General features: G+C 44.4%; 2 protein-coding genes. Both read right to left on the reverse strand.

Annotated features, from left to right (window positions below; genetic code table 11):
- Positions 1 to 87: 87 nt before the first annotated feature.
- Entirely contained in the window at positions 88 to 864 is a 777-nt protein-coding gene (locus ACFVSH_RS26325; protein WP_387708757.1) for an SDR family NAD(P)-dependent oxidoreductase, read from the reverse strand.
- Positions 865 to 892: 28 nt separating this feature from the next.
- On the reverse strand, positions 893 to 1,651 hold the full coding sequence (locus ACFVSH_RS26330) for a 2-phosphosulfolactate phosphatase (protein WP_387599511.1): 759 nt from the start codon (positions 1,649 to 1,651) through the stop codon (positions 893 to 895).
- Between the last annotated feature and the right edge of the window lie 45 nt (positions 1,652 to 1,696).

Below are 1,696 nucleotides of genomic sequence, written 5' to 3' on the forward strand. Positions count from 1 at the left end.
TGCTCCCGCAGGAGTCTCGCACTTCCACTCCAATCAACCTTAAATAGTCTCGTTTCAAAAACAACAATCTTAACGAAAACAGCCTTTTTATTTGATCAACCAGCCGCCGTCAACCAATAAATCCGTCCCAGTCATATAGGAAGCCTCCGGCGAAGCAGCAAAGGTAATGACATTACTTATTTCCTCTGCTTTCCCCACTCTTTCCAGTGCCGTATTCCGTTGAATCGACTTTACGAATTTTTCATTTTGCAATCCATCCTCCGTTAAAGGCGTTTCAATGAATCCCGGTGATACGGAATTGACCCGGATGCCGGCTGCAGCGAGTTCCAATGCCAATGATTTCGTTAAACTGATGACCCCTGCTTTAGCAGAGCTGTAATGCGGGATGAATGCCCCTGCCTGATGCCCTGACAGTGAAGCCACATTCACGATTGCCCGATTGATGGCTTTATTTCCACTGCCCGCTCCTTCTTCCATCACTTTTCCCAAGTACTTGGAAACTAGAAAGACACTTTTCAAATTGACATGTTGAATCATATCCCAATCAGCTGCAGATGTATCCAAAAGCTTCGAGGACTTTGATCCACCTGCATTATTGATTAAAATGTGAAGGTCACAATATTGTTCCTTCACATACATGGCCAAATTCTTTACATCTTCCTCGACGGTAACATCTGCAGGGAAAATGGCGGCTACGGGAATCGTGTGCCGTGCATTGATTTCTGCAGCTGCTTCCTCCAGCTTTCCTTTCGTCCGCCCTACCAACAACACTTTTGCCCCTTCGTCCGACAGACGCATCGCTGTAGCTTTCCCAATACCGGAACCTGCACCTGTCACCACCGCCATTGACTGTGAAAACCTCATGCCCTTCACTCCTTATCCAGGTTTTGAACTACGTTTCCTGCCTTTTCAATTCGGCTTCGATCTTTCCATCCACCAACTCTGGGACAAGCCCCACCGACCCTTGTTGCGCCGCCAATTCCAAATCTGCGATCAAGCTGTGTTTGTTGAACAACTGTCCGACATATGATGATTTCAGGATATCAAAGGCATTTTCGACATTCGTACGATAAAGCGTTTTTGCTGCCTTTGCTGCATCGTTGAGTATGAACGTACCTTGTGATCCAGCAATCAGGCAATCTATCAAATGACCTGCACCGTAAAAGTCTTCCAGACTGAATTCACCTGAGTTTCCCGAACATACGATGATGATCGTTTCTGTTTTATGATGTTTTTTTATTTTTTCAGCAACAGACGGATTATTTAACAAAGATGCGATATAGACTTTTTTTGCAGCGGCTGAATTCCTCAGTGCTACCGTTCCATTAGTCGTTGACAATATTAAAGTTTTTCCAGGTACCAACTTACTCAATAGCGTCGGACTTGGATACATTAAATCATCAACCGGTTTTGCTTTTAGTTCCCCTGCCACTATGGAATCCCCATGGTCCAATTCCTGGCTTTTCACCAAGGCATCCACTGGATTCATGACAGGTATCACCTGGCGTGCCCCATCATGAAGTGCTGAAATAATCGTTGTGGTCGCTAATAACACATCCAGGATGACCGCAACTTTATCCCCCTCTTGGAGTTTTTCCCTATCTATTTCTTCTTTTTTTAGTAGCAAATGAATGTTTTGTATATATTCCATTTATTTAAACTTCCTTCGCAGCTACATTTGCAGCATGAGTGAGTA

It is taken from the genome of Peribacillus sp. NPDC058002 (assembly GCF_042886655.1).
Classification (GTDB): Bacteria; Bacillota; Bacilli; order Bacillales; family DSM-1321; genus Peribacillus; species Peribacillus aracenensis.